Source organism: Erwinia sp. PsM31 (assembly GCF_030433775.1).
Taxonomy (GTDB): Bacteria; Pseudomonadota; Gammaproteobacteria; order Enterobacterales; family Enterobacteriaceae; genus Erwinia; species Erwinia aeris.
Genome location: NZ_JARUWZ010000003.1, coordinates 46,952 through 71,620 on the forward strand (window position 1 = coordinate 46,952; position 24,669 = coordinate 71,620).

The 24,669-nt window shown below is 50.8% G+C and carries 22 protein-coding genes; 5 read left to right on the forward strand and 17 right to left on the reverse strand.

Going from position 1 to position 24,669, the window contains the following annotated elements; genetic code table 11:
* Position 1: 1 nt before the first annotated feature.
* Genes QCD69_RS03225 through QCD69_RS03245 form a run of 5 tightly spaced genes read right to left on the reverse strand, consistent with a single transcriptional unit; the run spans position 2 to position 4,179 of the window.
* Positions 2–1,027 (reverse strand): aldo/keto reductase, encoded by a 1,026-nt coding sequence (locus QCD69_RS03225; protein WP_301250997.1) that lies wholly within the window; start codon positions 1,025–1,027, stop codon positions 2–4.
* Between the two features lie 28 nt (positions 1,028–1,055).
* The gene (locus QCD69_RS03230; protein WP_301250998.1) at positions 1,056–1,745 is read right to left on the reverse strand and encodes a hypothetical protein; all 690 of its coding nucleotides are present in this window, start codon (positions 1,743–1,745) and stop codon (positions 1,056–1,058) included.
* A 7-nt stretch (positions 1,746–1,752) separates the two neighbouring features.
* Positions 1,753–2,982 (reverse strand): beta-ketoacyl-[acyl-carrier-protein] synthase family protein, encoded by a 1,230-nt coding sequence (locus QCD69_RS03235; RefSeq protein WP_301250999.1) that lies wholly within the window; start codon positions 2,980–2,982, stop codon positions 1,753–1,755.
* 4 nt (positions 2,983–2,986) lie between these two features.
* A complete protein-coding gene (locus QCD69_RS03240; RefSeq protein WP_301251000.1) occupies positions 2,987–3,217 on the reverse strand; it encodes an acyl carrier protein in 231 nt (76 codons plus the stop codon).
* 14 nt (positions 3,218–3,231) lie between these two features.
* A complete protein-coding gene (locus tag QCD69_RS03245; protein ID WP_301251001.1) occupies positions 3,232–4,179 on the reverse strand; it encodes an AfsA-related hotdog domain-containing protein in 948 nt (315 codons plus the stop codon).
* Between the two features lie 630 nt (positions 4,180–4,809).
* Between QCD69_RS03245 and QCD69_RS03250 the strand changes: the two genes are divergently transcribed.
* Positions 4,810–5,364, forward strand: a complete 555-nt coding sequence (locus tag QCD69_RS03250) for a UPF0149 family protein (RefSeq protein ID WP_253460397.1) — start codon at positions 4,810–4,812, stop codon at positions 5,362–5,364.
* A 90-nt stretch (positions 5,365–5,454) separates the two neighbouring features.
* Here the strand turns inward: QCD69_RS03250 and QCD69_RS03255 are convergent, their stop codons facing one another.
* Positions 5,455–5,625, reverse strand: coding sequence for a hypothetical protein (locus tag QCD69_RS03255; RefSeq protein WP_301251002.1), 171 nt, complete (start codon positions 5,623–5,625; stop codon positions 5,455–5,457).
* Positions 5,626–5,795: 170 nt separating this feature from the next.
* On the opposite strand from QCD69_RS03255, the gene QCD69_RS03260 reads away from it, so the two are divergent.
* The 3 genes from QCD69_RS03260 to QCD69_RS03270 all read left to right on the forward strand — a co-directional run bounded on the left by QCD69_RS03260 (position 5,796) and on the right by QCD69_RS03270 (position 8,794).
* Entirely contained in the window at positions 5,796–6,437 is a 642-nt protein-coding gene (locus QCD69_RS03260; RefSeq protein WP_253460391.1) for a TetR family transcriptional regulator, read from the forward strand.
* Between the two features lie 146 nt (positions 6,438–6,583).
* Positions 6,584–7,960 carry a D-arabinono-1,4-lactone oxidase gene (locus QCD69_RS03265; RefSeq protein WP_301251004.1) on the forward strand — a complete coding sequence of 459 codons (1,377 nt, stop codon included), beginning with the start codon at positions 6,584–6,586 and terminating at the stop codon, positions 7,958–7,960.
* Positions 7,961–7,975: 15 nt separating this feature from the next.
* Positions 7,976–8,794, forward strand: coding sequence for a glycosyltransferase family 8 protein (locus QCD69_RS03270; RefSeq protein WP_301251006.1), 819 nt, complete (start codon positions 7,976–7,978; stop codon positions 8,792–8,794).
* Here the strand turns inward: QCD69_RS03270 and phnH are convergent.
* The 4 genes from phnH to QCD69_RS03290 all read right to left on the reverse strand — a co-directional run bounded on the left by phnH (position 8,791) and on the right by QCD69_RS03290 (position 15,080).
* Complete coding sequence (gene phnH, locus QCD69_RS03275; RefSeq protein ID WP_253460383.1) at positions 8,791–9,348, reverse strand: phosphonate C-P lyase system protein PhnH; 558 nt, start codon at positions 9,346–9,348, stop codon at positions 8,791–8,793. The two genes, QCD69_RS03270 and phnH, sit on opposite strands and share 4 nt — an antisense overlap.
* A 157-nt stretch (positions 9,349–9,505) precedes the next feature.
* Positions 9,506–9,958, reverse strand: coding sequence for a lysozyme (locus QCD69_RS03280; RefSeq protein WP_253460380.1), 453 nt, complete (start codon positions 9,956–9,958; stop codon positions 9,506–9,508).
* Between the two features lie 226 nt (positions 9,959–10,184).
* On the reverse strand, positions 10,185–12,836 hold the full coding sequence (locus QCD69_RS03285) for a lytic polysaccharide monooxygenase (protein WP_301251008.1): 2,652 nt from the start codon (positions 12,834–12,836) through the stop codon (positions 10,185–10,187).
* A gap of 504 nt (positions 12,837–13,340) precedes the next feature.
* Entirely contained in the window at positions 13,341–15,080 is a 1,740-nt protein-coding gene (locus tag QCD69_RS03290; protein WP_253460374.1) for a hypothetical protein, read from the reverse strand.
* A 497-nt stretch (positions 15,081–15,577) separates the two neighbouring features.
* On the opposite strand from QCD69_RS03290, the gene QCD69_RS03295 reads away from it, so the two are divergent.
* Positions 15,578–16,456: a LysR family transcriptional regulator gene (locus QCD69_RS03295; RefSeq protein WP_253460371.1), complete on the forward strand. Its 879-nt coding sequence runs from the start codon at positions 15,578–15,580 to the stop codon at positions 16,454–16,456.
* 234 nt (positions 16,457–16,690) lie between these two features.
* Here QCD69_RS03295 and QCD69_RS03300 read toward each other — a convergent pair whose 3' ends face one another.
* The 7 genes from QCD69_RS03300 to QCD69_RS03335 all read right to left on the reverse strand — a co-directional run bounded on the left by QCD69_RS03300 (position 16,691) and on the right by QCD69_RS03335 (position 24,657).
* Positions 16,691–17,179, reverse strand: coding sequence for an Lrp/AsnC family transcriptional regulator (locus QCD69_RS03300; RefSeq protein WP_301251158.1), 489 nt, complete (start codon positions 17,177–17,179; stop codon positions 16,691–16,693).
* A 95-nt stretch (positions 17,180–17,274) separates the two neighbouring features.
* Entirely contained in the window at positions 17,275–18,108 is an 834-nt protein-coding gene (locus QCD69_RS03305) for a GNAT family N-acetyltransferase (RefSeq protein WP_301251010.1), read from the reverse strand.
* 719 nt (positions 18,109–18,827) lie between these two features.
* Positions 18,828–19,487: a DUF3313 domain-containing protein gene (locus QCD69_RS03315; protein ID WP_301251012.1), complete on the reverse strand. Its 660-nt coding sequence runs from the start codon at positions 19,485–19,487 to the stop codon at positions 18,828–18,830.
* A gap of 310 nt (positions 19,488–19,797) precedes the next feature.
* Positions 19,798–20,757 (reverse strand): HTH-type transcriptional regulator Cbl, encoded by a 960-nt coding sequence (cbl, locus tag QCD69_RS03320; protein ID WP_253460357.1) that lies wholly within the window; start codon positions 20,755–20,757, stop codon positions 19,798–19,800.
* A gap of 140 nt (positions 20,758–20,897) precedes the next feature.
* Positions 20,898–21,815, reverse strand: a complete 918-nt coding sequence (nac, locus tag QCD69_RS03325) for a nitrogen assimilation transcriptional regulator NAC (RefSeq protein ID WP_253460354.1) — start codon at positions 21,813–21,815, stop codon at positions 20,898–20,900.
* A gap of 317 nt (positions 21,816–22,132) precedes the next feature.
* Complete coding sequence (locus tag QCD69_RS03330; protein WP_370734459.1) at positions 22,133–23,146, reverse strand: ABC transporter permease; 1,014 nt, start codon at positions 23,144–23,146, stop codon at positions 22,133–22,135.
* Positions 23,147–23,172: 26 nt separating this feature from the next.
* A complete protein-coding gene (locus QCD69_RS03335; protein ID WP_301251014.1) occupies positions 23,173–24,657 on the reverse strand; it encodes a sugar ABC transporter ATP-binding protein in 1,485 nt (494 codons plus the stop codon).
* Between the last annotated feature and the right edge of the window lie 12 nt (positions 24,658–24,669).

Genomic DNA, 24,669 nt, shown 5'->3' on the forward strand with positions numbered 1-24,669 from the left:
TTTATTTAATCATGCCGTATGCTTTCATGAACTCCTCAGGATAACGTGTTCCCGAAGTTTCATGGCCTGAGAGTATTTCAGTAATCGTGACTATCTGATCTGGCGTTAACGTTATTTCAGCTGCCCGAATATTTTCATCCAGATATTGTGGTGTACGGGTCCCAGGGATAGGGATAATTTCGGCGTCGTTATTTATGATCCATGCCAGCGCAAGCTGCGCAGGAGTCATTCCATTGGCTGTAGAAAATATCATTAATTCATTAACGATATTATTATTTGCTTTGAGGTTATCTCCCATAAAACGCGGGAGATAGCGACGTGAGTCATTTTGGGAAAGTGCATTCAGATTCTGTAGCTTACCACTAAGCAATCCCCTGCTCACAGGACTGTAAGCTACAACCGAAATACCGAGGTCTTTGCATGTATCAAGGACGCCATTACATTCAATATCACGTGACATTAGAGAATACTCGGTCTGGATTGCACTCAGGCCAAACTGATTTCCGGACAATTCCATCAATAGTTCGTGCGCAAACCGTATAGTTTCAGCATTGACTTCTGATAAGCCTATTGCACTAATTTTGCTATCAGATCTTAACTCATACATGGTTGTCATTGCTTCTCTGAGTGAGTCCGGATTCTGAATCACCCTATGTAAATAATATAAATCAATCTTTCTGTTCAAACGCTCCGAACTCTTCTCAAAACAGTGCAGAATATAGTCGCAACTGTTATTAACCTCCCGATAAAGAGGATTATTAACATCCCTAACAACCCCGCATTTAGTTGCAATAACAACCTCATCCTCCGGGTAGTTTTGCAGAACTTTCCCGAGAAGTTTTTCATTGTTTCCGTAACCATAAATATCAGCGGTATCCAGAAAGTTAATCCCATTCTCAATAACACTATGAAGAATTTTCTCTGCATCATATTCTGATGTCGGACCGTAAAATTCTGACAGTCCCATGCAGCCATAACCTTCTGCTGTAACGCTGAGCGCAGAATGCCCAACTTTGTTTTTTTTCATAATCAGGAACTCTCTTTATTGTTTACATTCATAACCAGAGGTTATCTGATGCCAGCTCGCTGTCTATTTTAGTCAGCATATCTCTGGTAATTTCAGCTACTGAGGGTACTAGATGTTTCACGCCGGTATCCTGCATTTGCTCTTTCTGATACTTCGTTACCGGTGTACCGATAAAACCGGTTCTGTAATACCTGGAAACCTCAGCCATGCGGTTTATGTCATCAATGAATAACACTTCATTAAAATCCAGTTTAAATATGTCCTTGGTAATTTCCAACAAACCCGGTCTAATTGAATTGGTATCTATATAAGGATTATCCTCATCGAAAAATTTTTCAAGAGAAGGCATATACTTGTCAAATATGTACGCCTTTGTTCGGCCACCGTAACAAGTTACCCTGACATTAAAATCCTGTAACAATCCCAGGAAATTTTCTGCACCCGCAATAATCTCTATTGGATGCTCTTTTATATATTCAGCATGATGAAGAAAAAATTTATCAATAGTTTTTTGTGCTGACCAGGGCAGTTTACAGGCCAATGACATGTTGTGACCACCTGCAATATGAGGTGATCCCCACACTAGTCGTTCAAGCTCAGATGTGTAAACACCTCCATGTTTCTCAACAAATGATTTGATTGCCGGACTATATGTATCAGTTAAAAGTACACCATCGACGTCAATAGCAACAAGTTTTATTTTACTTAAAGTAGTCATATTTTACCTAATTATTAGAAGAAATAATAAGCGCACCATTATGACCACCAAATCCCATTGACAGTTTTAATGCATGGCGGATATTAAGTTCTCGCGGCTTACCAAAAACAATATCAAGGTTAATATCAGGATCAAGATTTATCAGATTTGCAGTGGGAGGGATAATACCATGTTTAACAGAAAGGATGGTTAACACAGTTTCCACCGCTCCGGCTGCTGCTAATGTGTGCCCTATTGCACCCTTTAATGAACTAACCGGAGCATGTCTACCAATTTCTTTTTCAATGACTCTACTCTCAGTGATATCATTGAGTGGTGTTGACGTTCCATGAGCATTAACATACTGGATATCTTTTCCTTTTAATCCAGCATTTTCTAACGCCTGCTGAATGGCCTCAGACAGACCCCGTCCCTGAGGTTGTGGCGTTGTGACATGATATGCATCTGTTGAAGTACCGACCCCACTGATAAGCGCCAGAATTTCCTGCCCTCTGGCAGAGGCATGTTCTTCTGATTCCAGAATCATAAAACCGGCGCCTTCGGAAATAACAAAACCATCCCGATCGCGGTCAAATGGCTTACTCGCATGCTTAATATCAGAATTTTTCGACAATGCCCCAAGCCGATTCATGCTACTAACAATTAAAGGAACAATGGGTGCTTCTGTAGCACCTGCAATTACCACATCACATCGTCCTTCTTTGATCAAGTTGCAGGCTGTATCAACGGCAGTAATACCGGAAGCGCATGCTGTACTTACTAATAAACTGGGACCGGTAGCATGGCAGTCAATAGCTATCTGGCCTGCGACCATATTCATCATTGCACCTGGAATAGTTGAAGGTGATACCATTCGCTCACCTTCAGACTCAAGAACATGCTGCTCAGACAGAAATCGTTCTATACCCGCCAGCGAATTTCCTACCACAACACCAATACGTTTACCATTCCATTTAGCTGGATCCAGCCCGGCTTCTGCTACAGCTTGACGATAAGAAACCAGTGCCAACTGGATAAATCGATCAATACGCCTTGCAAGACTTCGTCCAAGCAACTTATCCGGATCGAAATCAGTGAGGCTGCATGCATAATCAATTTCAAGCCCTTCAAGCTGCCTGCATTTAGCTGCTGATGACTTACCGCTAAGAACGAAATCCCAGCTTGTAGGCACATTCATTCCGGCAGGGCATACCAAACCAGTCCCGGTAACCGCAATACGAAGTCTATTTTCAGCCATGACGTCATACCCTTTTGTGAATATACTCTGAAATGTCATTGACGGTAAAGCCAGGCAGAATATCACCGTCTGGAATTTTAATGCCGAACTCCCTTTCCAGATCTAGCTGAATCTCAATCACTATGATTGAATCAACGCCCAGTGTTTCGAGACTTTCGTTAGTTTTGACATTCTGTTTATTAAGTCCGAAATTATCAACAAGAATATTTGTCACTTTGTCTGCTACAACTGTCATATAATAACCTTTTTTTATATATCAATCATTTTGAATAAATACACCATTTCGGCAATACTTTTCCCTTTCTGTACCAATAATACATTAAATTCTATTTCATCCCGCTGCATGCCGGGTATTTCCTCCGAAATGATTTGAATGTCCTTATCAAGTTCTGCATAATGGAAAAACTTGCTTTTCATTGTAGTTAATATCGGAGTCGAATTTAATTTAGTTATGTAAATCAAGATTTGGCAGTTCTGCTTTCCAGCTTCCATTAAAACCATCGCAGGATAATGATCCTGGGGATGGTCAAAATAGGCCGTATTATTCATGTTCACTGTAAGCGAGGATATTACTTTATGATTTTTAAATTGTGGCGCTTTAATAACAATATTATTAACATTACTGCGATATACATACTCCGGTGATACATTCATGCTTTGGTTAAAAATAAACTCGCTTTGATTCTGCGCATTTTTATTTATTATGTTACGTATTTTACGGTATGCTTCATCCGTCATATACTTAACAGACATATAAATTGTTGCCATATCAACATGGCCTAGACGCGCGTCAACCTTGTATTGTTGCGAAAGAATTTTATTCTGGGCACGGCGTGAATTATATGTATTTATAGTAAGATTAATATTTTCATCCAGTAAATCAACAGTCGGCGTAAAATACCCAGAAATACTACTTGACCATTCAGTTAAAATAAACCTGGTATCAGCTGATTGATGTTCATACTTGTGTAAAATATAAGTTTCAGCTTGCCTGGCGCATTCCAGTATAAACATTAGATCGGTTAGTGGCTTAATATGATCGCAAAAGTAGGAATGTTTAGATAACCGTGCATTAGCTTTGTATCCTGAATCAAAAGGAATACAATTCAACAAAAACATTTCATCCTTATGTAATTTATGAACTAAAGAAATATCAACTGTTGATTTTGCGTTTACTTTGTTGTTATTCAGGTTCATTACTTTATGCTCTTAACATCAGTAGTGCTTTAAATTACCCCTGTTATTATCACTCTGTGAAATGAAAAATTTCTATAGCATGATAACCAAAAGATATCGCAGAACCTTTTCATTAAATTATTTTAAAACGAAATTAAATATATATTTCTGTTAAACGATGTCAGTTTCATCAGAATAATCACCCTGTACGCTAAATGCAGGTGTTGTCAATTTAGTATTAATTATCGTGTACTGAAAGATCAGAAGAAAGCGAATTCATGGAAGTAAAACACTATTAACAGAGGGTATTTACATACATCAAGGATGTCATCATATGCCTTAAAATAATTACAAATAAATGGGCGTCAGGTTTGCCTTTTTCAACAGATTACCTCCTGCCCCTCCATCAAAATGCTTTCCTGTCTGTTGGCTTCACGTTACGCCCGCTGAAAATCCAACAACTTTAGCCGCCAAAATTTAACAAAGGCATCATACTTGCTGTCAGAGCACAGATGCGTTCACCAGTCGCTCAGATCGCGATAGCAGGACGTTTTTTTAGCGGCAGCGGGCTGACAGGATGGCTTTTTGCGCCCCTGGCATCGAGAATAGCGCCCTGAAACAGTCATTCACGGAATAAAAAGAGGTTATAACATGCAACAAGGACCCTTAACGGCTGAAGAGCTGGAATGGCTCGATAATATTCTGGCGCAGTACGGCACCGATGACGCGGTGCTTGATGCCTCAGAACTGGATGGATTGTTAACCGCCCTGCTCTCTTCGCCGGAACCTGTCTCCGACGAGCGTTTGCAGGCCATTATTTGGGGCGGCGAAAACAATCTTCCACTTTGGAATGAAACAGACCAGCAGCGTTTCACCGAACTGGTGACGCAGCATCAGAACGATATCGCCGAGCGGTTGAAAGAGTATCCCGAGCAGTTCGAGCCGCTGTTCGGCACCAGCAGCGAGGAAGATCTGGAAGTCACTATCGTGGAAGAGTGGTGCATTGGCTATATGAAAGGCGTAGCGTTAAGCGACTGGTCGGCGCTGCCGGATCACCTTAAGCCTGCGCTCCATGCCATTGCGCTACATGGCAAGGAAGAGCACTTTAGCGAGCTGGAAAAAATGACGGCGGAAGAGTTTGAGCAAAGCGTGGAGGCTATTAGTCACGCCGCGCTGGAGCTGGCCGGCAACTGGCCGCTACACTAAAAGCGAAGACGTGCCGCGTTGCTGAAGACGCGGCACGCTAAAGCGCATAGCTCGTTCCAGTAGCTGTAGCGCAGCGTCAGGCGGTAGCGATTATTTTTCACCGTAGCCCCTTGCGCGCAGCCAGCTCATCTCAAAGCCGTACAGCTGGCCGATCGGCAGCAGCGATTCGCTCAGCCTTGACGGATCGATGCTCTCTTCGGGCGTAACCGATGGTGTAAACCAGCCGGAAAAGGCGGCAAGATACTTTTTCAGACGAGACATAAATTTCTCCTGCAAAGCGGATGGATGCGTTAAGCGGATTTAACCGCAGGTGCGCCTGGCAGGGAAATATCCACTTCTTCCAACCTTTCCCAAAAATCAGCTTAGGGTTTTATGGTATTCTTGTCCGCTTCAGCCGCTCAGGCTCTGGATCACGGATTAACTGATTTGCTATGCCCGCACTTGCCAAACGAAAAAACGACCCGGAAGGGTTAAAGAAACGTATTCTTGCCGGCGCGCTGGCTACTTTTGCCGAATTTGGTTTACAGGGCGCGCGCATGGAGCAGATCGCCGACCACGCCGACACCACTAAACGTATGGTGGTCTACCACTTTACCAATAAAGAAAACCTGTACATGGCGGTGCTGGAACAGGTCTACCAGGCTATTCGCCAGCACGAAACCGAGCTGAACCTGACCGAACTGCCGCCGCAGCTGGCGATGCAAAGGCTGGCGGAAGCGAGTTTTGACTATCATCTCTCCCATCCCGACTTTATGCGCCTGGTATGCAGCGAGAACCTGATGCGCGGCCGCTATATCAGCCAGTCTGCGCGCATTAAGACGTTAAATCAGAGCGCGCTTAACGTGCTGGAAGAGATCTTAACGCGGGGCAAAGCCGACGGCGTTTTCGACCCCAACGTCAATACGGTGGACGTGCACCGCCTGATTAGCAGCATCTGTACGCATAATGTCTCTAACCGCTACACCTTCAATACGCTGTTTGGCGATAACGAAAGCGAACAGCAAAGTATTGCCCGCAATCGCCAGCTGGTAGTGGATGCCACGCTGCGCTATCTGCGGCCCGGTGCCGCATAAGGTTGTACAACTTACAAATATGTTGTACAACTTTTTTACCCTGAACCGCTGTTGTTCCAGGGTGATTCAGCTACGCTTACTGAGGTTAACCCCTTTAGTTCGTCCCGCATTTTATCTTTTGAAAGGCCTCACGCCAGGAGTTGCCAATGGCAAGCGAAAATTCCGGTTACCCACGCCGTAAGCCGGATGCCGAAGAAGGCAAAATAATGAACTGGGCGCAGAACGCGACGCTGGCCGACAGCCACGCCGTCAGCGCCCCCAAAACGGAAGAAGAGCTGTGCCGCCTGATTGCTGCCAGCCGCGGTAAAATCCGCGTAATGGGCAATAAAATGTCGCCTGGCCGCGTGCTGAAACTGGTCGCCGCAGGCGATACGCTGCTGGATCTGCGTCATCTGCGAGGATTAATCGCGATGGATGAGCACAGCGCGACTTTTGCGGGCAGCACGCCTATGCATGAGATTTATGAAATACTGAGCGCCGAAGGTAAAATGCTGCCCGCCTCCCCTGGCGTTATCGCCGCGCAAACGCTGGCGGGCGCACTGGCGACCGGTACGCACGGTCAGGGTCTGCAGCAAAGCTCTATCGCCGACGAGGCGCTGAGTATCCGCATGGTGCTGGCCGACGGCACGGTGGCGGATTTCGATCGCGATCATCCTTTCTTTCACGCCGTGCAGCTGGGCGTGGGCGCGCTGGGCATTGTGACCCAGGTAACGTTGCGCACGCGATCTTCGCTGATCTACACCTGTTATAAAAATGCGGTCAGCGGCGATACCCTGGAGCAGGATATCTATGACTGGAACCATAACTATGCGCTGAGCAAAGCCTGGTGGTTCCCTAACGAAAATCAGGTGCACGTCTGGACGGCTCGCGAAGCCGATAGCGAAGAGATTGCGCAGTATCGCGCCAATAATAACGATCTGGTGAAGCAGGAACAAACCAGCGATGCGATGAACGAAACCATCGACCAGACGCTGGAACATATGCGCAGCGATACCAAAATCGTGGATGAAAACGGCAAGCCGTTCCGCACCGTCACGCGTTTTAAAGATTTCTCCGACGTAACCGGCGACGTTTACCAGGTGTTCTGTCGCGGTATCGCTACGCCGCAGATCAACGTTGAAATCGGTATTCCCATGTCGCGCGTGGGCGAGGTCATCCGTAAGATTAAAGACTGGCACAGCGAAACGCAGCCGCATATGCACTACCCGATTATCTTGCGCTGTACCGGCCCTTCCGCCAGCTGGCTCAGCCCGGCTTACGGCGTCGATACCTGTTTCTTTGGCTTTGTGGTTTATTACGCCGAAGACGGCTCGCTTTCTGAAGAGGGCGTCAGCTTTTTGCAGGCCATCGAGCGGGTGCTGGCGGCGGAAGGCGGCAGACCGCACTGGGGCAAATACTTTGACGAGTCGCTTTACCACTGGCCGGAAATTTACCCGCAGTGGCAGGCGTTTCGGCAGGTTCGCGAGACGCTGGATCCGCAGCATAAATTTGATAATGCGTTTACCGCAGCACTGTTTGATTAATTAAGGAGAATGCCAATGAAGGCATGGGCAACCCTGTTGACGCAGCCGGGCTATCTGGTGGGCGTCAGCGCGTTGAATCGCTCGCTGAAAAAAAGCGGCAGCCGCTATCCGCTGGTGGTAATGGTCACGGAAAATATCGACGCCCAAAGCCGGCAGATCCTGGAGCAGGAAGGCTGCCTGGTGCGTGAAGTGCAGCCGATCAGCCCCGACAGCAGCCTGGCGCAGCACTACGCCAACGCGCGCTTCTCCGAAGTGTGGACCAAGCTGGCCGCCTGGCAGCTGACGGAATTTAAGCGTATCGTTTTCTTAGATGCGGACATGCTGGTGGTGCAGAACATGGATGAACTCTTTGCCCTGACGCTGGCAAAAGAGAGTATCGCCGCGTGCCACGCCTGCCGCTGCAATCCTAACAAGATCCCGAGCTACCCGAAAAACTGGACGCCGGAAAACTGCTTCTATAGCTACTGCCGGGGCGTGGATCATACGGAGCAGCCTGACGAAGTGGATAATTATCTGAACGGAGGTTTTCTGGTGCTGACGCCGGATCGCGCCGTCTATGACGATATGCTGCAAAAGCTGGCGGAGGTGAAGGATTTGTCGCGCTATCTGTTTGCCGAGCAGGATTTTCTTAACGACTACTATCATCAACGCTGGCGGCCGCTGCCCTATATCTATAATGCGCTGAAAACCCTTCCCTTCCAGCACAGCGCCATGTGGCACCTGCCTGAAGTGAAGAATATTCATTACATTATCGATAAGCCGTGGGAGCGTCAGCCTAATCCTGACGATCGCTACTACTCGTTGAATAAAATGTGGTGGGAGATTGCCGGTTAACAGACCACAACGTTGGTGGTGTGCGGCAGCGCCATCATCTGATCGCCGCAGGTAAAAATCAGGTCGATCGGCTGAGGGAAAGAGTGTACCCGCTCACGCAGGTAATGCAGAACCGCTTTCGGCAGCTTTGGCGCAACGGCGCGAGACTCACGCAGGGCCGGGCCGCTTAAGCGCAGCGTCAGGCCGCCGCTTAGCGCAGGCACCTCAATAATCACGGTGGCGGGCGCGTCGCCTGGCGAAAATTCCGCAATGGCCATGTCGGAAGCGGCATGAAGCAGCGCCACCGACGCTTCCGCTTTGGCCGTGGTTCTGGCGCCAAAACGCTGTAGATTTTCCAGCATCGCCTCGTCGCCGAGCGAGCTGTCCAGCCAGAACGGCGTTTCCCGATCCACCAGCGTCATTAAAATAGCCGTTGCCGCAGGCGAAGCGTTGCCCCATACCGGGATTTGCGGCAGCGTCACTTTTACACCGGGTTCGCTTATCGCTTTCAGAATAAGGCGGAAGGCGCGCTGCGAATCGGCAAAAGAGTGGCTGAAGCTGGCAATCAAAGTCATAAATTTTCCTGTGAGATAATAGGCTGGTTGGTCGGCCCGCAGAACGGACGGCAACGGAATAGCCGTTAAGTTTTTAAGCATGGCAGAAAAAAATGACAGCGACGTTAAAAATGCGTGGCGTTCTGATGAAAATCAGACTGGGCCGTCCCGTCAGCCTTCAGCGCTGCGCATCCGGCGTCAAAAACAGCATTCTTTCGCGCTTTCTGCGCGGCAGCAGGAGATTGACCAGTTTGCCCGCTCTTTTCCACAGCAGAAAAGCCTCTGCGGCTTCCTGATAGTGTTTTTCATTCAGTTTTTTTCTGACCGTGGAATTAACGAAAGCCGTTACGCCAATATTAAAAATCAGGCTGCAAAGCGCGTCATATTGATTCTGGCTAAGCGGCACGGCGACATGCTTTGCAATAGCCTGCTCGACGACCGCTAAATCTTTGCGCAGCAGCTCGGTGGATTTTTCCGCGCTGATCATCATCTCTTTGCTGACGGCAACGCCATCGACGTGGCCGGTATGCCCTACGCCAATCGTCGCTATCCCCACCGAATCCAGATAGCCGCTCAGCTTCTCGCCCTCCTCCTCTTTAATAAAGCGGATACCTTTTTCGCTAATATTCATTCTGCTTTCCGTTCTCTGTTTGCTGATTAACGCTGTTGCCTGTATGCAGCGCTCGGCTGGCTGATTAATGACGGACAAACCGACGTGATTTTTAATACGCGCGGCTGTTAAATGGCGAAGGCGTATTAAAAATCACGCTGTAGTAGCCGTTAACGACTTAACAACGTGATTTGATTTAATTTATGTCAGGCGAACGGGCCGCGTCCCTTTGGCCCGCAAGGATAAATTAACGTGCCTGACGCCACAGGGTTTCTGCCAGACCCGGCGCCCAGTCAACGGCGTGGGCAACATGCGTCTGGATACAAACCCAGTTTTTACCTTGATGGGTAACGATATCGCCAGCGGTGTAAGATCCGCCCAGCACCCATGCCGGATACTGGCCGTTATCGCCGTTGTCGTCGTTGCCGTTGTCGTCGTTGCAGTTAGCCAGAGTGGTGATGCTCAGTACGTTGCTCGGAACGGAAAGCAGATCCTGAGAATCCACAGCGGCAACAAAGTAACGGTAAGTGGTTTCTGCACGCAGGCCGCTGTCGGTATAGCTGAGCTGAGAAGCCGCCACGCGAGCGATTTCATCACCTTCGCGGTAAACGATGTAGCCGGCAATGGCGTTGCTGCCTTGAGAAGAACCCCACATCAGCGCAACGCTGTCTGCGGTCACGCCCATGCTGTGCAGCTGTGCTGGCGCAGTTGGTGGCGTGGTGGAGGCGTCAGGATTTTTAGTGGTCACGATAACAGCTTCGCTGCGAACGGATTCTCTGCCTGTAGCGCTGACCGCGCTGATGGTGTAGCGGTAAGCGGTGTTTGCCTCCAGGCCGTTATCCACAAAGCTCAGCTGGGTACCGTTGAAGATCATGTTGTTGTCACGATACAGACGGTAAGAAACGCCTGCGGTTGAAGAAGCGTTCCACGCCAGCGCAATGCTGCTGGTGGTGATATCGGTCGCGTGCAGGCTGGCTGGCACCGCAGGCGCAGTTTCGCCGCCGTTGCCGTTGCCCACGAAATCCAGATCGATAACCTGGTAGAACGCGTTACCGGTATCGGCAACTTCCCATACCGCCAGCAGCACATGGTAGCCGCGACGCTGTGGCAGCTGGATTTCATGCGTGGTTGGGCCGGTCGGACGCAGCGTGGCGCCGTGGCTCCAGTAAGGCTGCTCGGTAAATTCCGCTTTAAAGAACGGCGTGGATTCAAACTGCGCGCGGCTCAGCGGCTGGTTTGGATTCCAGTCTTCGCGGGTAATAAAGTAGTTATAGCGACGAGTGGTGTGAGCTGCGGTATAGGTCCAGACGAATTTCATGATTTCGCCTGGGGTTACCGTGTGTTTTTTCCAGTGGGTGCCTGGCTCATCCAGGAAGCGACCGTCGCCCTGGTTGGCGCTGGCGATTTCGCCGTCGCGTGGTGGCACAGCATTCGGGCTGTCGTCCGGCGCTACAGCGTCACGCAGACCGCTCTGCGCAGCCGGGAAGAATTTACCCGCTTCGCGCTGGTTCAGCTGACCGGCGTTCAGTTTGCCTTCCTGCCATGCAAAGAAAGCACGTGAAGCTGGCGTGGCGATATGACCATGGCGCAGTGCCGGACCGATGTTATTTGACATTGTTTTAAATTCCGTAGTGGTTTTATTGGTGGAAATTGGCTGCCAGAGCGATGTAGCCAGCTCAGGCGTCCAGAAAAGGTTAGAGTCATGCTGCATGACGCAGATATAGTTACGTGACAGCCAGCTCACGCGGGCACCATCGATATAACGCACGCCCGCGCGCCACTGTTCAAACTGCGGTTCAGGCGTTGGCTCTGGGGTTGGTTCCGGAGTTGGCTCAGGCGTTGGTTCCGGGGTTGGTTCCGGAGTAGGCTCAGGCGTTGGTTCCGGAGTTGGCGTCGGCCCAGGCACCACGCCATCACCGGCCAGGTAGCCGTAGCGACGGATAAATTCCCAGTTGTAAGGCACGTTATCGCTGGTAAAACCGGCATCCCAGTTAACGGACCAGGTCATCAGACCCGCAACAGGCAGACCAGCGGCCTCAAGGCGAGCCAGGGCATTTTTCACATCCTGTGGATTAATGACATAACCGGTCGCTGCCGCATCGTTATTGGTTGGCAGGCCGATAATGAATTTTTCGCTTGGGATCTTCAGGAAATTACGGGTACCGGTGACCAGGCTTTCAGTCAGGTAATAGAGAAAATCTTCTTTAATCGCGTCGTTGCTTTGCGACACCCATTGGTTGATTTCATCAACCCAGACGCCGTCGCCGCCCTGGTTATAGAACTGCGGCGCAACGTAATCGTAGTAGCCTTCCAGGCCGATGATATAAGGGCTGTAATGGCCGCCATTGGTCAGGTAAGGGAATTCTGGCGCCATGCTGATGATGAAGTTCTTACCGAACTTGCGGTAGTGATCTTTCACCACGCGCAGCGCAGCAGGGATCACCGTCTGGTTATCGGCAGCGGTAATCGCAGACTGCTCCAGATCGATATCCAGGCCGTCAAAGCCATATTTATCGCTCAGCGCGATAATACGCTCGGCCAGCGCCACTTCGTCCCCGGCGTGCATTTCGATATGCGCATCGGCGCCGCCCATGGAAATCAGAACCTTACGGCCCTGAGCCTGCACTTTCGCGATTTCGCTGCGGAATTCAGCATCCGTTCCTTTATACGGTTTGAAATCAGGGATGCGGTCGCTGTCATCCAGCACTTTCATAAAAGCGACGGCGATAATGTTATATTGCACAGGAATTTCGGACAGGGTCATTTCCGTGAAGCGGCCCTGTTTATAACCCTGAGCGCCTACGGCTGGCCAATTGTGCCAGAAGCCCATAACGATTTTATTTTGCGCGGAGCGGTTTCCGGCAATCTGACCTGCCGATAAATTTTTAGAAGCTGGCATAATTCCTCCATATGCATCTGCCATGATGCATATTTCATTATGTAAAATGTTCTTTTTGTTATGCAGCCAGCAAGCAAAATAATGCGCTTACTGCATGCGTTCTATTTTATTCAGCCAAGAAAAACAGACAAACCCAATAATTGCATTCAGCTATTAATAATTGAAAAGCCTTTGTTTTATATGAGTTATTTATAGAAACACCTCGTCATTTAATTTTATTTAAACCCTGAATAAACACCTTTGATTATTCTATTTACTTTTAAAATTACAGTATAAGAACGTATATGTTTAGCCATTATTTAATTTTATAACCTTGCGCAAATACCAGCAAAGGCATTCCATTACATCGTCATTTCATTTTGGTAATTAATCAGGGAAAGGAGCAGTAGATGCGGCCAGAGATTCAGGTGGGTAAATAAAATAAAAATAAATATTGCGTTATTTTATGCAAGGGTAACATGAAAAAAACCGGCCATATTAAGGCCGGTTTTTCACTAATGGGCATTAGCTGTTTATGGGTTTTAGTTCAATCGCGTAATCAAGACCGTTTACCCTTACCCGCAGGCATTCTCTGGCCGTACCAACCGACGCGGTGCTGACCACGCGGCCACGCATAATCAGGTCGTTATTATTGTTGTAACCATAGCCGACCCGATCCGTTCCTTCCCAGTGCTGCAAAAATGCCGTTACCGGCTCGGCATCCAGCACGGCCGCTTCCGCAGCAGAAACCTGCGTATAAGACTTGATAAAGCGGAAATGAACGCCGCGCGAGAAACGATCGTGGCAGTTAGTGGTGATCAGAGCGATACAGAAGCCGGTGTATTTAGCCAGCTTAACAAATATTTCCCCTCTGCTGCTGCCCAGCGATCTCACCCTGACCCGCGTCACCGGGCACGATCCTTCCGCTGCCCAGGAGGCGTTAAAGCTGCCGTTCACGTTCTGAATAGAGATTATCGCTTCGCCTTCCGGCGTGCGTGACGTGAAGTCGATTTGCGTTTCCGGCATCGCATTAAACTGAGAGGAACCGATAATGCGCATCTGCATCTGCGTGGTCCATTCCGGCATCTCAATCTCGCCCACTTTAAACCAGGTTTCCCGATCCTGACGGTTATCCATACGTTCCTGGGAAGTGATGTACTCGTAGTTCAGCGAACCTTCAATACGCGCGCCGTGGTTTTCAAGGAATATCTGCCCTTCTTCATATACAGGCAGCCAGCGCTCGCCGCTGTCAGAGAGATCCAGCCCCTCGCCGTTATGCACATTCAGCATGGTAGAAATAAGGCGCGTATGATGGCACTTGAGCGGATTTTTATTGCCTTCCAGATTCAGCGCATTGACCTTCCACTGGCCGTTGGAAAGGTCGCCGGGGAATTCGGTATGCTCAATCCAGCCGTTATGCAGCACGCACTGCGTCGCGCGCGGCAGATCGATCATTTCAGACTTCACGCCGTACTGGATATTAAAGTTGCTGAGCTCGATAGCGGTAAGGTGATCCCAGGAGCCAGCGGCGCGATCGGACCAGCGGCCATAGATAACGCTGCCGGCGCAGCGGGTGGCGTACCACTGATCGATCTTACAATCCAGCGTATCGAGCAGATCCAGCGCGCGGCCGCCCAAATCCTGGAAATGCACCCCGGTCACGCGCAGATACTGACCGCCGGGGATGATATTTTTAAAGAAACCTTTGGTTTTAGTGTTGTCCTGCCCGTTAACGATAATGCCGCTGATATAGGTCCAACGGGCGTTGACGGTAAACATGTATTCGCCGTCTTTCTGGTCAGAGAAAAGACGGGTGTTAGGGAAGTAGCCGAAGTTGACGTGGGCGCCAGAGAGACGGAAACGGTTTACCTCCTGGCCGGAGAAATCAAATTTAGAGATAAAGAAGTTACCTGCCGGAAAGCGGATGCCGACGTTTTCATGGGTACGTACATTGTTTTGACGATCCATGATGCGTGACCAGTGCCACATGCGGGTAACGGCTTCCAGACAGTCCGTTTTGCCATCCGGGATAGCGCCAAAATCGACCACGGTTACGCCCGCGTTATCGGTAATATAACGTTTCCAGCGCATATTTCGGGGAGTAACGATAGTCATGCCGCCATCTTCCGGCGCCGTCTTGTCGTTAAAGTCACTGATAAAAATACCGCCGCCGTAGCCGGTTCCTGCACTATAAGAAAGCACAATAGCCAGTTCGCCGTGGGCGGCAGGCTCGTGCGCCCGTAATTCATCAATAGAGTTCAGCATAGAAAAGTTATTTTCTTCATTAGCTGAATGCGCAAGATATACAATTCTGTCGAAGTCAATAGCTTTGCCATCTTTATCAAGTACGTTTAAGTTCCTGACCATTTCATTTAACTTAACCTGTTGTGATGTTAAATTATCCTGGTTGTTGTCACCAATGACACTCATTTAAAGCCTCTTTATTAAATATATATTATACGATGGTTGCATTTTCTGATGGGTTGCAGGCTTGCATTTAATGTTGGTTTAGGTTTCCACCAAAAAACGCGGTTTAAACCATATTTCTTGCTTTAGTTTTTAGAATTGACAGGATAATAATTGAAGGCCATTCATACAATTTTAAAAAATGATGCTCACGCGTAGAAATTAGCATCTCTATGATTAGCAAAATAAAAACAGTCTTATTTTGTAAATACCCCCCATCCAGAGCTTTCGTAAGTATGCTATATTTTTCATAAATTTACGCTAAGTTAACAGTTGTTAAACGATCTGGAGGTTTTATGTTTCTGTCATCTAATCTGAAATGCTTTATTGTGCTGGCGAAAGAGAAGTCATTAAAGAAGGCTTCTGAGATATTATTCGTTACCTCTTCCCCTATTTCTCGCCGGATAAAAATATTAGAAGACGAGCTGGGATTTAAATTATTTTCACGCACGGACCATGATTTCACCCTGACCAAAAAAGGGCTGGAACTCTACGATAAAATAATGCCGCATTACGATAAGATGACGGAACTGGAAGACTATTTTTCACGAAAAAGAACCAACGTTAATATTCGCCGTGGCCTGATGATTGGTGTAGAAAACCTCAATCCCTTTTTATTCAACCTGCTGGTAAAAACCCGCAAGAAGACCGAAAGCGTCTCTTATTGTTCCTGCGATACCAAAACTTCGGTGGAATCGCTGCTTTCCGGCGAGATCCACGGCGTTATTTCCCATCGGGAAATCAACGATAACGGGATCCTGTCGATGAATTTTTTCAGCGAGCCCGCCTGCTATCTCTATTCTAAAAAGTTCCCCGATTCGCAGCTTAGCGATATAAAAAACACGCCCGTCATCATTCCTACCAATGGCTTTTACGAACACTATGTGAAAAACGCGCACGCCAAAATCCTGACTATGTGTCCTACGGCGCAGGTTATTATCGTGGATGATATTTATGATTATATTTCGCTGATTGCCAATGGCGAAGCCGTTGGGCTAATCAGTGAATCAATGGTGTCATTTTATCAAAGCAAAATAAGCAATTTCAGTGAGTTAAGTTACAGAGTCGAAAAATCATTCCCGGAGCTTAAAACCTATATCTACTATCTGAAAGAACGTGAGTTCTCTTTGAAATATGCGTTAGACACCGTTGACGCCGCACAGGTAAATGCGTGATAACAGAGACAGGATGTCTCTTTTTTAACATTCTTACAGGCTGAGGGACAACGGGAAACGCATCGGGAAAAAACTTTTTCCTGATCTGGCGGGTAAAGCATGGCGCCAGAATTAATGACTGGTATCATCCGCGACGGTGAAAAGCGAACTATCCCTGGCGTATCGCCAACCAGGGAAAATAAGAAAGGATAACGCCCTTCATAACATTTTTGCCGTCATTATGTCCGACAGCCATCAGAACTCCATCGTTTGACGAAAGATAAGCGAACGCAGCGGCACGCTGCTTTTCAGGATCGGCGATTTAATAACAATGTAGCTAAAGTATTTATCTATCCCGATTTTAGCGTCCAGAACGCTTTCAATGACTTCCTGGTAATGTTCGATGCTGCGGGTAATAAAACGCAGCAGATAATCGTATCCACCGGTAATCAAATGACACGCCATCAGTTCGTCCACCTCCCGGAGCGCGTTTTCAAAACGCATAAAGTCTTCGCGCCGGTGTCCGGCCAGCGTAACCCCGGTGAAGACGGTAACGGAATCGGTAATTTTAGGTAAATTAACGTGCGCCTCGTAACCGGTAATAAACCCTGCCGTTTCCAGACGTTTTACCCGCTGTAGACAGGGACTGGGTGAAAGCCCGACAGCGTCGGCAAGGTCTACATGATTGATGCGACCGTCCTTTTGCAGCTGTACCAGAACAGGGATATGTAACGCCTCGCCGATATCCGGCTACTGGCGAAACACCGCTTACGCCGCCGGCTCCGCCACCAATGCCGCCCGGATAAGGCCGCGCTCCGGCTCTGATTGCTGGAGGATATTTATGCCATTGCCTGGCTCACCAGCGCGAACGCCCGCACGTCCTGCGGCTGCCAGGGGGTGCCTTTATACATGGTGATGGGCTTGTCAACCTGAACCATACCCAGGGCGACGAGCCATTCGCCCAGCCCGCAGGCGCTGTCGGTATCGATACGGACGAAGGCGCCTTCCAGACCGGCAAGCAGTTCGCTGACCAGTACTTTCGCCTGCTGTAGACTGGCACAGATAATGGGGCCGATAGCGAAGCCGTGCCCGAAGCGGCGCAGGCAGGCGAATCCCGCCGTTTGATCCTGCTCTTCCAGTACCAGAAAGCGGTCTGCGCTGGCAAAAAGCTCGGCGATCAGTGCCGGACGATGCTGCCCGTGCGCCCTGGTTTCCAGCTTGCTCAGCGCCGTCAGCTCTTCGCGGCGAGCGGGGCGCAGGCTTTGCGACGCCTGCGGTAGAACGCGTTCGCCCGGTGCCAGCGCGCGACATTGATGCTGAGCGATCGTTCCCGTGACCACAAACCCCAGCTTTTCATACAGCCCTTTGCCCATTTCCGTGGCGTGCAGGCGCAGCTGATGCCCTTCCAGCGCGGCCAGCGCCGTCTGCATAAGCTGTTTACCGATACCTTTGCCCTGCGCGCTGCCGGCGACGTTCACCAGACCAAGGGTGGCGTAGTCGCCCCAGCGCCAGTAAAGCACGGTGCCAATCAGCTCGCCGTTTTCCATCGCCGCCAGGCCTTCACCCAGCGCCAGCGCCTGCTGCCAGTCTTCACGGCGGTGCGGCCAATGTAACCGCTGCGTCAGGGCATAAGCGGCATCAAGATGCTGCTCGTTCATCGTTACTATGTTCATCCTTTTCTCCTTAAATCATGCCTGGCTGTTGCTGGCCGCTGCCGTCTGTCAGCCTGGCATAGCGGGACGGCGTGGGATCAACCACCGGCGCAGAATCGGTCGCTAAATCAGCGGCCAGTCGCCCGGCACCCGGTTCTCGCAGGAAAGGCGTCAGGCCCCGTTCCAGCCTGAGGTTTTTGCGCCTGGTTTTAAACGTGGGATAAAACTACCGCGCATAGCGCAGCCTTTGTACGGCACAGGTCAGGACGCTCAGCCATATATGCCGCAGGTTGATGCTACGGACGCTCAGCCATTTGCAACAGAGGTTTATACTGTGGACGCGCAGCTATGTACAACAGAGGTTTATATTGTGGACGCGGCTATGTGCAACAGGAATTTATACTGTGGACGCGCGGCCATGTGCAACAGAGATTTATATTGTGGACGCGCGGCCATGTGCAACAGAGGTTTATACTGTGGACGCGCAGCCGTGCGCGGCGCAGGTTTATGCTGCGGGCGGAGATAACAGGGCTTAAGCGAGCCCAGAAAAATTATGATTGGCCGGATAATGTCAGATATTGCACAACTACATTTTATGCGCTGAATAAGGGAAAGCTTATTTGGGGGCGATTATCGGGCCGCATCATGGCCCGATAATTTTCTCCGTTCATTTTTATAAATTTTCAAACATACTTTCCGACAGCGGTCAGGCCGTTGGCGCTTTACCGCCGCAAGCCTGGCTATGGCGTTGAGAACGTCGCCACATCCTTCACCATATCGTCAATAGCGCCCTTCACGTCCGCCGGGGTAATTGGCACAGTGCCGTTCGCCACGCTTTTACCGTATCCTTTACGGATAATTTTAATAACCGGCTTGCCGGTAGCAATATCAATCGCTTCCGCCTCGATAAATAGCTCGGCGTTCTGGCTGCGATGCCCGGTGGCGGCCATCGTGCCTGCTACCACGGCGGCGACCGGCACCACCTCATAAAACTGGAGATCTTTGTTTTCAGCGGTTACGGCAGTAATGGCCGTTTTCACTATCAGACCGCCAGGCTGAGGGGTGTCGACAATCTTCTTACGCCCGGCCAGCGCGCTTTTAAGACTGGATTCGGTATAGCTACGGATTTGCTCCAGCGTGGCGGCAGAGACCCGACTGTTGGGTAACGCGCGAGGATAATAAGTAACAGGCGCAAAATAGAGGCTGGTATAACGATCTGACTGATAATCGGGCGCAATCCAGCGCAGCGTTTCATGCCCGCTTGCTGTGTTTACCGGTTTTATCTCTGCATAGTTTCCTAAAAAGCCGGAATATTGCGACTGCTCGGCGGTTTTACTGGCACAGCCGGTCAATAGAATAGCGAGGAGAGCAAAAGGCAGCGTTCTTTTAGCAACAACCATACAACCCCCTGAGTGGATAAACCTGCTTTACAGCATAGTCGTTCGCCGTTGATTTACTTGCTGGCAGTGTTAACTATGCGATCGCCCCGCCGCTTTGCTTTCAATAACATGCTGTACGGCGATAGCGCGCCTGGCCAGGCGCGCTAAAGGCTATTACCACTATGGATCGCATCCAATGAATAAAACCCCACCATAAAATTTTTTTGCTGCACGACACCGTACGCAAGCTACCCAGGCCCAGGGGCAAAAACAAGGCAATATTGCCGGGCGAACGGCTTTCTTTGCTGTTCTTCGGGACGCCTCTGAAATTTTAAATCTGAAAATCCAGCACCGGTTCTACCGCGTCATGCGTGGAAAGCGCCTTGCGCTTGATCTCTTCCAGCGACAGGTTGGCGTTGCACAGTTCCAGAAACTGCCAGACGTAGTTGCGCTGTAGCTGCCCACGCTTCAGGCCCAGCCAGACGGTATTGGATTCAAACAGGTGTTTGGCTTCCAGCCGGGTCAGCGCGGCCTGCGCATCCAGCTGGCAGGCCTGATCCGCCAGCACGCCCACGCCCAGCCCAAGTTCGACATAGGTTTTTACCACGTCGGAATCCTGCGCGCTGAGCACGATATCCGGCGTCAGCCCGGCGGCATGAAAGGCGCGGTCAACGCGGGAACGGCCGGTAATGCCCTGGCGATAGGTAATTAAGGGATAGCGGCTGAGCGCCGCCAGCGAAACCGGCTGCTCCTGCTCCAGCGGATGCCCCTTTGGCACCAGCAGCGCATGATGCCAGCTGAACCAGGGAAAAGCCGCCAGCGACGGATTATTGACGACCTGTTCGCTGGCAATACCGATATCGGCTTCGCCCGCCATCAGCATGGCGACAATCTCCTGCGGCGTGCCCTGATTTAACTCCAGGCGAACACCGGGATAGAGCGCGCGAAACGCTTTGATCACCTTTGGCAGACTATAGCGCGCCTGGGTATGCGTGGTGGCGATGGTCAGCACGCCGCTGGATTCGTTGGTAAAGACATCGGCCAGACGGCGCACCTTTCCGGCTTCATCCAGGATGCGTTCGGCAATAGTCAGCAACGCCTTGCCTGGCTCGGTCATGCCGAGCAGCCGCTTGCCGCGACGGATAAAGATCTCCACGCCCAGCTCATCTTCCAGATCGCGTATATGGCGGCTGACCCCTGACTGGGAGGTAAAGAGCGCATTAGCCACTTCGGTCAGGTTAAACTCGCAGCGTGCCGCTTCCCGGATGATTTTAAGTTGCTGAAAATTCACGTGCGCCTCTCCCTCTGTTATCTGTTGGTTTCAGCCATGTTAATAAGGCACATTGATAGCAACAAATAATAAAAAGAGGTTTTATATGCTTTTTAGCGATATAGGAGTGAGGCGCGCCGACGCGCGCCCGCAGAAAGGCATTAGCTCACCAGCATCAGTTCACGCTCTTCAATCGTCGGTTTGTTGAGCAGCGACAGCAGGATATTTTTTACCGCCTGCGCAGAAGGAGAAAGCGGCGAGCGCGCCGAAACGTTCAGCGACAGCGGCAGGTTCAGCGTTGGGCTGTTGATGCGCGCCATCCAGGCATCGGTGGAGCTGACCAGCGCGCGCGCTGCGGATTCCGGCAGTACGGTGACACCCATGCCGCTGGAGACGGCGGCGGTCAGCGTGGCGATCGATTCAATTTCGCCGATAATGCGGGCGCTCAGGCGGCGCAGCGAAAACGCTTCGTCAACGCGTTTGCGCACGGCGCTGTAGTCGCGCGGCAGAAACAGGTTCATTTTGGCCACGTCGGCTAAATCGATGTTTTGTCCAGGGCAGTCGGTTGCGCCAACCAGATAAAGTTCTTCTTTCATCAACGGCAGGCTGGTGATGCCGGCGGACGGCGCGCGGTCGTAAAGTACGGCCATATCAAGCTGCCCATCCATCACTTTTTCGTTTAGCGATGCGCCGCTGTTTTCATGCAGGTAAACCAGCACTTCCGGAAACTGTTCGCGCACGGTTTGCAATAAAGGCATGGTCAGCGAAGAGGCGGCGGTTCCCGGCGCCAGACCGATTGAAACCTGACCGGTCAGCGTCTGCCCGGCGTTGATCACCGCCGTTTGCGCCTGTTCGCACTGCCGTAAAATGGTACGGGCGTGGGCGTATAAAATCTTCCCGGCTTCCGTAGGCGTCACGCCGCGCTTGGTACGGATAAGCAGCTGCTGGTCCAGCTCGTTCTCCAGCGTGGCAACCTGCTGACTGAGCGCAGGCTGCGCAATATGCAGCACCTCTGCGGCCTGGGTCAGGCTGCCAATATCGACGATTTTTACAAAATATTTCAGTCGTCTTAAGTTCATTTTGCCTCCGTCACGGGACGCCATTGTTACTGGCGCTAAAAAATAAGTTTTCACTCTGGTGCGGGTTAAGAATTGCAAGTGACGTGCCAGAAACTTCCGGCTGCGCTTTCAGCCCATTTGTTTCAGGCTAAGCGCCGGTAAAATAAGAGAATCTGATTACCTCTAAAGGAGTAGCGCTTTTTTTTAATGCTTTCACCAACCGCTTGCCTGCACCGATGAGGTGCAAAATATGCTGTCAGGCTGTGCATGGTAACGTTTACATGGCATAAAAAAGCGGCGGCTGAGAGGAATACAGGGGCCGGCCTGGCTCCTGCCCGCTAGCGCTTTTTACGATTGCGGTACATATCCACTGAAACGGCGCTGACGATAATAATGCCTTTGATAATGTCCTGAACGTAGGCGTCCACGCCAACAAAGGTAAAGCCGCTCTTAATCAGCCCTAAAATCACCGCGCCGATCAGCGTACCTGTAATCCTCCCTACGCCACCCATCAGGCTGCTGCCGCCGATGACGGCGGCGGCAATCGCATCCAGCTCATAGGACATGCCCATGCTGGACTGGCCGCTGCTGACGCGCGCCGCCAGGACTACGCCAGCCAGGCCGGAAAGCCCGCCCGCGATGGTATAAACAATCACCAGGTATTTATTGACGTTAATCCCGGAAACTTTCGCCGAGGTCATATTGCCGCCAATGGCGTAAACGTACTTGCCATAACGGGTGTGTTTCAGCGCGATATGGAAAATGACCGCGACGACCAGGAAGATGACTACCGGCATTGCGCCCTGGCCGATGGCGGTAAAACTGTCGGAAAGGAAGCTGATCGGGTTGCCCTGCGTGTAGTATTGCGCCAGCCCGCGCGCGGAAACCATCATGCCCAGCGTGGCGATAAAGGGCGGAATACCGGTTTTAGTGATCAGCACGCCATTCACCACCCCGCAAAGCAACCCCACGCCGACCCCGGCTACGATCGGCACCGCCGCAGGCATGTTGACCAGCGACGGGAACATCGGGGAAAGGCTGTCGGAGGTTTGCGCCAGGCTGGCCGCCACCACGGCGGTTAAAGCAATCACCGAGCCGGATGAGAGATCAATCCCCGTGGTAATAATCACCTGGGTCACGCCGACCGCAATAATGCCGATAATGGCAACCTGCAAAATAATCAGCACCAGCCGGTTTGGATTAAGCAAAAACGATTGATCGCGCACGTACCAGCCTGCCGCTTCAAAAATCAGCGCGATGGCGACCATCACGATAAAAATGCCGGTATCCTTCGGCATCTTTCCCTTAAAACTGCTTAAAAACGTTGCCGAAGACGGCTGTTGGCCACTCATTTTTACGTCGCTCATGGTTTCAGCCCTTATTCAGACGCCAGTGACAAAATGGATTCCTGATCGGCCTCTTCTTTATTGAGGATGCCGGTGATGCGGCCGCCGTGCATGACCATCACCCGATCGCTCATGCCGAGTATTTCCGGCAGTTCAGAAGAAACCATGATGATGGCGACGCCGCGATTCGCCAGTTCGCTGATTAGCCGGTAAATTTCCGCTTTCGCGCCCACGTCGATGCCGCGCGTCGGCTCGTCCAGGATCAGGACTTTGGGCTGTGCCAGCAGCCAGCGGGCGATCAGCACCTTTTGCTGGTTGCCGCCGCTGAGGTTATTGATGATTTGATCCATAGTGGGCGTTTTGATGTTCAGCCGACGGATCTGCTCCATGCAGTCCTTCGCCATCTGGATATGGCTGACAAAGCCCGCGCGGCTGCTGTATTCCGGCATATTGACGATGCTCATGTTTTCCATCACCGACAGCACCAGAAACAGCCCGGACTTTTTCCGATCTTCAGTAAGAAAAGCCAGCCCCTTTTCTATCGCCGTGGCAGGCGAATCTATTTTTACCGGCACGCCGTCTATCAGAATTTCGCCGCCGTCGGGGCTGGTCATGCCAAACAGGCTTTCCATCACCTCGCTGCGGCCCGCGCCGACCAGCCCCGCCACGCCCAGAATTTCACCACGGCGCACGCCGAAGCTGATGTCATCAAACACGCCTTTACGCTGTAAATGACGTACCGTCAGCACCTCTTCGCCAATGGCCGTGTTGAACTTGGGAAAAAGCTGGGTCAGCTCGCGCCCGACCATCTGGGTAATCAGCGACTGCCGCGTATAGTCCGCCGTCGCGCTGCTACCGACCCAGGCACCGTCGCGAAATACGCTGACCTCATCGGTAATCGTAAAGATTTCATCCATTTTGTGGCTGATATAGATGATGGCTTTACCCTGCTCTCTGAGATCGCGAATGATAGCGAAAAGATGCGAAACCTCGGTTTCAGTCAGCGCGGAGGTTGGCTCATCCATGATCACCACATCCGCATTCCAGGATACGGCTTTAGCGATCTCTACCATTTGCTGCGAGGCGATGCTCAAATCGCCCACCAGATCGTCCGGCGCAAGGCGAATGTTCAGCTTGTTTAACAACTCGCGGGTCTGGCGATGAAGGCTGCCGTGATCGACAAAGCCATATTTCATCGGCTCGCGGCCCAGCCAGATGTTTTCCGCCACCGTCATATGAGGCACCAGGTTAAGCTCCTGGTGGATCATCGAAATGCCTGCGCGCAGCGCGTCCAGCGTGTCCTGAAACGCTACCGCCTCGCCCCTGACGCGGATTAAGCCTTCATCCGGGCGATAAATTCCTATCAGGCATTTCATCAGCGTGGATTTTCCCGCGCCGTTTTCGCCCATCAGCGCGTGTACGCTGCCGGGCCTGACCCGTAAAGAGACGTTGTTCAGTGCCTTTACGCCAGGAAAAAACTTGCTGATGCCTTCGGCTTCAAGCGCATATGCGGTCATGATGCACCCCGG

Bases quoted from the DNA above. Each gene is read 5' to 3' on its own strand.
- QCD69_RS03285 (WP_301251008.1), bottom strand. From the start codon at position 12,836: ATGCCAGCTTCTAAAAATTTATCGGCAGGTCAGATTGCCGGAAACCGC.
- QCD69_RS03315 (WP_301251012.1), bottom strand. From the start codon at position 19,487: ATGGTTGTTGCTAAAAGAACGCTGCCTTTTGCTCTCCTCGCTATTCTA.
- QCD69_RS03305 (WP_301251010.1), bottom strand. From the start codon at position 18,108: ATGAACATAGTAACGATGAACGAGCAGCATCTTGATGCCGCTTATGCC.
- QCD69_RS03260 (WP_253460391.1), top strand. From the start codon at position 5,796: ATGCCCGCACTTGCCAAACGAAAAAACGACCCGGAAGGGTTAAAGAAA.
- QCD69_RS03270 (WP_301251006.1), top strand. From the start codon at position 7,976: ATGAAGGCATGGGCAACCCTGTTGACGCAGCCGGGCTATCTGGTGGGC.
- QCD69_RS03295 (WP_253460371.1), top strand. From the start codon at position 15,578: ATGTTTCTGTCATCTAATCTGAAATGCTTTATTGTGCTGGCGAAAGAG.
- QCD69_RS03280 (WP_253460380.1), bottom strand. From the start codon at position 9,958: ATGAATATTAGCGAAAAAGGTATCCGCTTTATTAAAGAGGAGGAGGGC.
- QCD69_RS03240 (WP_301251000.1), bottom strand. From the start codon at position 3,217: ATGACAGTTGTAGCAGACAAAGTGACAAATATTCTTGTTGATAATTTC.
- QCD69_RS03330 (WP_370734459.1), bottom strand. From the start codon at position 23,146: ATGAGTGGCCAACAGCCGTCTTCGGCAACGTTTTTAAGCAGTTTTAAG.
- QCD69_RS03265 (WP_301251004.1), top strand. From the start codon at position 6,584: ATGGCAAGCGAAAATTCCGGTTACCCACGCCGTAAGCCGGATGCCGAA.
- phnH (WP_253460383.1), bottom strand. From the start codon at position 9,348: ATGACTTTGATTGCCAGCTTCAGCCACTCTTTTGCCGATTCGCAGCGC.
- QCD69_RS03335 (WP_301251014.1), bottom strand. From the start codon at position 24,657: ATGACCGCATATGCGCTTGAAGCCGAAGGCATCAGCAAGTTTTTTCCT.
- QCD69_RS03290 (WP_253460374.1), bottom strand. From the start codon at position 15,080: ATGCTGAACTCTATTGATGAATTACGGGCGCACGAGCCTGCCGCCCAC.
- QCD69_RS03230 (WP_301250998.1), bottom strand. From the start codon at position 1,745: ATGACTACTTTAAGTAAAATAAAACTTGTTGCTATTGACGTCGATGGT.
- QCD69_RS03255 (WP_301251002.1), bottom strand. From the start codon at position 5,625: ATGTCTCGTCTGAAAAAGTATCTTGCCGCCTTTTCCGGCTGGTTTACA.
- QCD69_RS03225 (WP_301250997.1), bottom strand. From the start codon at position 1,027: ATGAAAAAAAACAAAGTTGGGCATTCTGCGCTCAGCGTTACAGCAGAA.
- QCD69_RS03235 (WP_301250999.1), bottom strand. From the start codon at position 2,982: ATGGCTGAAAATAGACTTCGTATTGCGGTTACCGGGACTGGTTTGGTA.
- QCD69_RS03250 (WP_253460397.1), top strand. From the start codon at position 4,810: ATGCAACAAGGACCCTTAACGGCTGAAGAGCTGGAATGGCTCGATAAT.
- nac (WP_253460354.1), bottom strand. From the start codon at position 21,815: ATGAACTTAAGACGACTGAAATATTTTGTAAAAATCGTCGATATTGGC.
- QCD69_RS03245 (WP_301251001.1), bottom strand. From the start codon at position 4,179: ATGAACCTGAATAACAACAAAGTAAACGCAAAATCAACAGTTGATATT.